The sequence below is a fragment of the Methylobacterium sp. AC690 genome (genome assembly GCF_979256535.1).
Map to the genome: position 1 here is coordinate 1 of NZ_CEEDOX010000139.1, position 236 is coordinate 236.

1 pseudogene is annotated in these 236 nt (G+C 73.7%); it reads right to left on the reverse strand.

Annotated features, from left to right (window positions below):
• Nucleotides 1–236 (reverse strand): annotated as a pseudogene (locus AC0IY1_RS25625) (GTPase HflX); the annotation flags it as partial.

Below are 236 nucleotides of genomic sequence, written 5' to 3' on the forward strand. Positions count from 1 at the left end.
GGATGGCGAGGTGCATGGTGCCCCCCTCCTCCTCACGCCTGTCGAGCACCTCGGCGTGTTCATAGAGCCAGTGCCGCGCGGCGCCGTCCTCCGGCGGCAGGATCACCGCGAAGGTCGAGCGCTGGCGCGCGATCCGCGCCTCGAGCCGCGCCGTCAGGACTCCGAGTCCCTCACCCGTCACGGCCGAGCCCAGCACCGGGGCATCGCTGTCCCGATCGCTGCGCCCCGGTCCGCTG